At 44.3% G+C, this 6,656-nt stretch carries 6 protein-coding genes and 1 pseudogene; all 7 read right to left on the bottom strand.

Features of this window, described 5'->3' with window-relative positions; genetic code table 11:
• Positions 1 to 353 (bottom strand): trehalose-6-phosphate synthase (locus WBA23_RS25955; RefSeq protein WP_424585184.1); only part of this gene is annotated, 353 nt, incomplete at its 3' end.
• A 95-nt stretch (positions 354 to 448) separates the two neighbouring features.
• Positions 449 to 1,258 (bottom strand): exonuclease domain-containing protein, encoded by an 810-nt coding sequence (locus tag WBA23_RS25960; RefSeq protein WP_424585189.1) that lies wholly within the window; start codon positions 1,256 to 1,258, stop codon positions 449 to 451.
• Positions 1,259 to 1,374: 116 nt separating this feature from the next.
• Positions 1,375 to 2,751: a UDP-N-acetylmuramate--L-alanine ligase gene (locus WBA23_RS25965; protein ID WP_424585185.1), complete on the bottom strand. Its 1,377-nt coding sequence runs from the start codon at positions 2,749 to 2,751 to the stop codon at positions 1,375 to 1,377.
• Positions 2,752 to 2,964: 213 nt separating this feature from the next.
• Complete coding sequence (locus WBA23_RS25970; RefSeq protein ID WP_424585186.1) at positions 2,965 to 4,035, bottom strand: zinc-binding metallopeptidase family protein; 1,071 nt, start codon at positions 4,033 to 4,035, stop codon at positions 2,965 to 2,967.
• 109 nt (positions 4,036 to 4,144) lie between these two features.
• Positions 4,145 to 5,680, bottom strand: coding sequence for a Ppx/GppA phosphatase family protein (locus tag WBA23_RS25975; protein WP_424585187.1), 1,536 nt, complete (start codon positions 5,678 to 5,680; stop codon positions 4,145 to 4,147).
• 145 nt (positions 5,681 to 5,825) lie between these two features.
• Entirely contained in the window at positions 5,826 to 6,548 is a 723-nt protein-coding gene (locus tag WBA23_RS25980) for a cell division ATP-binding protein FtsE (protein ID WP_424585188.1), read from the bottom strand.
• Positions 6,545 to 6,656 (bottom strand): annotated as a pseudogene (locus WBA23_RS25985) (fructose-6-phosphate aldolase); the annotation flags it as partial. The gene WBA23_RS25980 and the pseudogene WBA23_RS25985, both read right to left, overlap by 4 nt.

Below are 6,656 nucleotides of genomic sequence, written 5' to 3' on the forward strand. Positions count from 1 at the left end.
CGCTTATACGCTTCCCACATCCGAGGTTCGTAGATAGCGTATTGGGTAAAATAGTGAAAGTTGGGCCATAGCGTTTCGTTACTGAAGCCTTCGTAGAAGTCTCGGATATCGTCCTCGGTTAAAAATATAGGAAACATACTTTCCTTTCCGATAGACTCCGTAATTTCTTTTTTCTCGTCTTTTTTGTTCGTTACCAGTCCGGGCCAGCCAATCCACAAGTTGTTGCCCTCTTTGTAAATGGACCCTAAACCGGTGGCCAATCCTCCCGCACTGGTTTGGTACTCTAATTGTTTTTTTTCGTTACGGAAAATTTTAATGGGTAGGCGATTCGATACGATGATGGTCTTGGCCATAAAACAGCTAGTTGTGCGCGTAGTTGATTAGTGTAAGCCTAAAAATTTGCTATAAAGTTACTACAAAAAGTAGGTAAAACCCGAAGATAAGAGGGCTAAAATCTTGATTTTAACCCTCGCAGTTTTATTTCAGTTAGTATGCGCTTGGTATCCAGAGGGAAGTCCCCTTTCATCATCCAATCGTAGAAGGCCGGTTCAGAGGCTAGCACTTCTTCTATTGGCCTGTTTTTGTGTTTGCCGAAATTAATAACTTCAACTCCGTCGTTATTAAAGCTAAATCGTCCCGCCAAATCCACCATTTTTGAGGTAGAAACTTTATGTAACGATTCTACATCATCGCGAACAACACCTACTGTATTACCCTGAAGATCAACTACTTCCTGACCATCGTATTTTTCCACCTGAGCTTTCAGAACTTCTAAGGTAGCTCGCGTATCGGCTTCGGCGCTGTGGGCGTCTTCCAGATTTTTCTGACAGTAAAATTTATAAGCGGCAGATAGCGTACGCTTTTCCATCATATGAAAGATTTTCTGAGCGTCTACAAATTTCCTTCGGCTTACATCAAATTCTATATTTTCCCGAAGAAAAGACTCTACCAGCATAGGCACATCAAATTTAATGATGTTAAATCCGGCCAAGTCGCTGCCTTCCAGAAATTTAAGTAGCTTTCGGGCTACCTCCTTAAAAGTAGGTGCATCTTTTACGTCTTCGTTGTATATACCATGGATTAAACTGGTTTCGTGCGGAATCGGAACCCCAGGGTTGATTCGTTGAGTCAGTGTTTCTACTTGCTGGTTGGGTAGTACTTTAATGAAAGAATACTCTACTATGCGATCTTTGGTAACATTTACTCCGGTACTTTCCAGATCAAAAAATGTTAGCGGATTCTTTAGTTTTAGATTTATCATAGTTTCACAGGAACGATTATTCTATTGTTCAATTGCTAAATTGTTCTTTTAGCTGGAGGCATGAAAGATTGCTCTCCACACCATGCTCCCAGCTAATTGCTAATTGCTAATTGCTAATTGCTATAGGTAACCTTTTTGCCCAATTCCACCAAATCTAATCCACCAAAGGTGCCTGAACTCATCATAAGCAGGTTTTTATCAGGCCATTTTTGTTCCATCAAATACTTCTTGAGTTCTTCGGTTTGAGTGAAAATGAGAATATCGTCTTGACTGAATGCGGTTTTAAGTTGTTCGTCTGTGAGAGGGGTTAGCTTCTTATGTTGGGAAACTTCAGGATTATGATAAACGATGGCTACATCGGCGTCTTTCAGGGTATCTTGATACTGCCCAATAAATTCAGGATTCAGACTACTATAGGTGTGTAGTTCTACGCAAGCAACTAACGTTCGGGCGGGGAACTGATTTTTCACTGCACTGGTCGTAGCCAGCAACTTCGATGGGGCGTGGGCAAAGTCTTTGTATAATCTGGTACGTTCGTTTTCAGCTACTAGCTCCAGTCGCATGTTCGCCCCCTGGAATGTCCCGATAGCCGAGTAAAACTGTTCTTCGGTTACTCCAATTCGTTTACAAACTTCCAGAGCTCCACTGATATTCTGCATATTATGCGCCCCAAATAATTTAATAGGCACTTCACCATCGGGAGTCGTCAAAAAGCTTTTTCCGTCGCGCACTTGGTGCGGATGGGTTTTATACTCTATCCGGGCAACATCATCGCGTTCTTTTCGTCCGATCACGGTAGCCATATCGTCTTCTTCGCAGTAGATCAGCACTCCGGCTTTGGGCGAAGCATCGGCAAAGCGGTCGAATTGCTGCACGTATTCATCTTCGGTTCTGAAAACATTATAATGATCCCAAGCAATACCGCTAATTAGCCCAACATGATGATGATACTTTAGAATCTTCGGATTACGATCAATGGGTGAAGAGAGGTACTCATCGCCTTCAATAACGATAAGTGGAGCATCACTAAGCTGCACCCGACCGGGCAAAGCATCGATCTTGGCCCCAATTACATAATCAAATTTGCGATCTAGCTGGCTTAGTACATGAACAATAATGGATGTAATGGTGGTTTTACCGTGACTACCGGCAATGACTACCCGTTGTTTGTCGCGGCTATTTTCGTAGATAAAATCTGGGTAGGATAATATAGGAATATCTAACTCCTGCGCCCGCTGCAACTCAGGGTTATCGGACCGAGCGTGCATTCCTAAAATTACAGCATCTAACTCATCGGTAATCTTCTCGGGAAACCAACCGGTCTGCACGGGTAGTAGTCCGGCTTCAGCTAAAGCGCCGCGAGCGGGGTCGTAAATCTCGTCGTCAGAACCAGTTACTTGTATCCCTTTTTGGGCAATATGCAAAGCCAGATCATGCATTACGCTACCACCGATGGCAATAAAATGCACTCGTTTTAATAAATTAGGCATAGAAGAGCTCTCGTTTTTTCAGAATGGTGGCAAAGTTAGGACAAAAAGCCTGACGGGCAAATGAAAGGGTACGGGGTAGATGGTAAAAGGTGGAGGGTATAAAGTATAAGGTGTAAAAAGCTGTAGTTCTAATACCCAAAGCCCAACTTCCGATAACCATGACAAAGGACAAATGGCTAGTGACCAATGACAAGAAACTGCGTACCGTTAATTTTACACTACTGAGGATCGAACTACATTGTGAATAAAAGATAACTTTGCCACTACTGCATCAGAAATTACAAACGGATACATATCCGGTTGACCCATACTTCGGTTAATGCTGTTCATGGCAATAGTTAGCGGAAGCCACAACTCCATAATGCGATCAAATTTTTTTACTCGGTAGGGATCTCGGTTTATTTCAGCCGTCAACTCTTCATCATCAGTTACCCGTGGTTGTATTTGCAAGCCAAACGCATAGGCGGTAGCGAGGGTATCTACCATATGCAGATAGTGCGCCCAGGTTTCGGCCCAATCCTCCCAAGAATGAGCCGTAGCGTAAGAGCTTATAAAGCTTTCTCGCCAGCCCGGCGGCGGGCCTTGTTGGTAGTGGTTCTGTAGCGCTTCTCCGTAGTCCTTTTGTTCGTCACCGAATAAAGCGCGGTACTCCGAAAGGTTATCGCTATCGGCAATAAGCCGTTGCCAATAATAGTGCCCTACCTCGTGCCGGAAGTGTCCTAGCAAGGTTCGGTAGCGTTCGCCCATATCTTGTCGCATCTTCGCTCTAAGCGCGTCGTCAGCTTCATTGATATTAATGGTAACTAGCCCTTGGGCGTGTCCAGTGAGCACCTGCTGTGCTGCGCCTTTGTCATCAATCCAGTCTGCCAGAAAATCGAAGGCCAAGCCATTATCCGAATCAGTCGTTTTGGGTATTAGTGGCAGCTTCATTTTCAACAAAGTATAGATCAAGCGATGCTTAGCGGTTTCCAACTTCCGCCAAAGTTTTAGATTTCTTTCTTCAGCCAGATTAGGAACTGTCCGGTTAAAATGACACGCTGCGCAGTAGTCATTTGCGTTGGAAGTTGGGATTAACCAATTGCAGGCCTTGTGTTGGGCATTGGCGCAGAACCGGTAAGTCTTAGTTTGGCTGTTATACGTGTGAAAGATACCATCGCCGACAGGAACCAAGGTTAGTAGATCCATCAAGTCAGGGGAAAACCCTAGTGAGCTACTACAACGCTCACAGCGAATATTCTCAAAATATAATAACTGATTGCACTTCTGGCAGCTGAACAATTTCATAAGTAAGCTACCCCAATTTGTAGGGTTCCTAGCACCATGAATACGCAAAATCTATAATAATGTTTACCGATTGAAGAATCACTACTTTTAACGTAAAGGGGTTGGCCTTTTACGTATTTGCCAGAACTGTAATCTCACGATCTAGAGCCTTTTCTAGCACTTTTTTATTCCGTTCGGCGGCCCATAGCTCAATATCAAAGGTTGAAGAGCCTAACGGAATAATCTGTATTTCCTTTTTAGAAATCTGACAACGTACCTCTTGAACTAGTTGATTCTTAGTGGTATTAAGTCCAATTGCAATTCGGAGAACACCCACTAGCACATCTACAATTTTTTGCTGTCGCTTACTAAGTTTGCGGTACTTTTTTTGAGATTTGGATGGCTCAGCTTTGCGATGGTAGCGAGCTACATGCCCAACTAACAGTATTTCCTCATTAGTAAAACCCCGCAAACGGGCGTGCTTAATAATATAGCGAGAATTTTTATGGTAGCGTTTAAAACTAATATACTGCCCTACCTCATGCAGTAAAGCAGCATATTCTAAAATATGCTGCTCGTATACTTTTAATGAATGGAGAGATGAAAGTTCGCAAAAAATCTGTGTACTTAATGCTGCCACGTGCGAGGCTTGTTCCAGATCAACATCAAACTTGAAAGCGAGGTGAGCCGCACTTCGGTAGCGTAAATCCTTGTGTTCAGGCAAGGGAACTCTCTTCTTGGCATACTGCTGAATGTAATCAATGATTAATCCTTCGCGTAGCGAGGCATCACAAAGTGTGATTTCTTTAGCATCTGCTAGTTGGAGCAGCTGGGTAAGTAATACTCCTCCTAAGTGAATAGCGTCCGCCCGGCGGGAATTAATTCCTTTTACATTAGTTCGCTCTTCGGCCTCTGCTTTTAACAACTTTTTAGTAAGCTTTTCTAAATCAGTCCGCGATACTTTCTCGGCATTTACCGATGGTAATTCATCACCCCCATTTTCCAGTAGTGCCGCTTCGCCCAAGGTGCGGATAGTTCCGGAAGTACCTATTACTTGAGCAAAACCGTGTTGTTTGGCTTCATTGATCACACCGTGGGCTATTTGTTTGATATGCGCTTCTAACACTTTTAAGGCTTCTTTTCCAATAGGTCCCTGATGCTCAAACATATCTAGTAAGCGTCGTACCCCCAGCTTCACGCTGCTACGAAATAGCACTTCTTGGTCATCACCTACTACCGCTTCAGTGCTCCCGCCCCCAATATCCAGTACTAATGCTTTTTTTCCCTGCAGAGCAATAGCTTGCCGAACGGCCAGAAAGATGAGCCGAGCCTCTTCTTTACCGGAAATCACCTGAGGCGTAATACCGGTTTTCTTCATAATAGCGTCCAGAAATTCCCGGCCATTTTGTGCTTCTCGAGTGGCGCTGGTGGCAGCCGTAATAATTTCATCAACGCCCAGTTGGTCGGCTAACTGTACGTACCTTCTAATTACTTCTAACCCTTCTTGATATGCTCGGTCGCTAAGTCGGTTAGTAGCAAAAACTCCCTCGCCTAACTTTACCATTTCCTTCTCCCGCTCACTTACATCGAAAGTATTATTACTTCGAACCTGCACCACAATCATGTGAATAGAGTTAGTGCCAATATCGATAGCGGCTAGTTTCATAGGTTATTAGGGATTGGGGATTAGGACTTGGGAATTGCAATATAGTGGTTTGAAGCGTACAGTTAACGGTCAATAGTCGATAGTCAACAGTTGACAGAATATTTATCAATCTTAATTCTATGGACTATTGACTGTGGACTGTAGACTAGTAAGTGCTATTGAGTTCAAAATCTTCGCGCTGAGAATCGAGTAGGCGACCGTGCTCGCATTTGAGCACCCGGGCGGGATAGTTCCGGACAAATTCGTGGCTGTGGGTAGCCATTAATACAGTAGTGCCTTGTTGATTTATTTCCTGAAAAAGGCTCAAAATACCTTCCGATACGCTAGGGTCTAGATTTCCGGTGGGCTCATCGGCAACTAGCAGAATAGGTTTATTTATTAAGGAACGGGCAATGGCAACCCGCTGTTGCTCCCCACCGGACAACTGATGCGGTAGCTTTGTTCCGGCTGAACCCAGCCCAACTTGCATAAGCACTTCAACTAGGCGTTTCTTCATCCGAGCCCGTTCTTTCCACCCGGTAGCCCGCATCACAAAGTTAAGATTCTCGTCTACCGTACGGTCGGCGAAGAGCTGAAAATCTTGAAAAATGATACCCATCTTTCGCCGAAGGTAGGGCACCTTCGAGCGGCTTATTTTTTTTATAGCGTAGCCCGCTACATCCATCTCACCAATTCGGAGGGGCAGATCAGCGTATAGTGTTCGCATGAGTGAGCTTTTACCGCTTCCGGTACGTCCTACCAGATAGACGAATTCACCCTGAGCTATTGAGAAATGGACATCTTCCAGCACTACCTGATGTTCCTGAAAGATACAGGCATTACGAACATCTACTACTGGCTGGCCTGAAAAAGAGTTGCCTTCCGTCATATCTCCAGTTTTTGAATCTTCCCAAAGGGTAGCGCAGTAATTACCTTCTCCAAAGCTTCTTCCTTCCCCTCCAATCCGTACTTATGCAGGTTCTTTAGCGCGCGGTCG

Origin of the sequence: Tunicatimonas sp., assembly GCF_049647865.1 — a bacterium.
Taxonomy (GTDB): Bacteria; Bacteroidota; Bacteroidia; order Cytophagales; family Cyclobacteriaceae; genus Tunicatimonas.

Bases quoted from the DNA above. Each gene is read 5' to 3' on its own strand.
- WBA23_RS25965 (WP_424585185.1), bottom strand. From the start codon at position 2,751: ATGCCTAATTTATTAAAACGAGTGCATTTTATTGCCATCGGTGGTAGC.
- WBA23_RS25975 (WP_424585187.1), bottom strand. From the start codon at position 5,680: ATGAAACTAGCCGCTATCGATATTGGCACTAACTCTATTCACATGATT.
- WBA23_RS25980 (WP_424585188.1), bottom strand. From the start codon at position 6,548: ATGACGGAAGGCAACTCTTTTTCAGGCCAGCCAGTAGTAGATGTTCGT.
- WBA23_RS25970 (WP_424585186.1), bottom strand. From the start codon at position 4,035: ATGAAATTGTTCAGCTGCCAGAAGTGCAATCAGTTATTATATTTTGAG.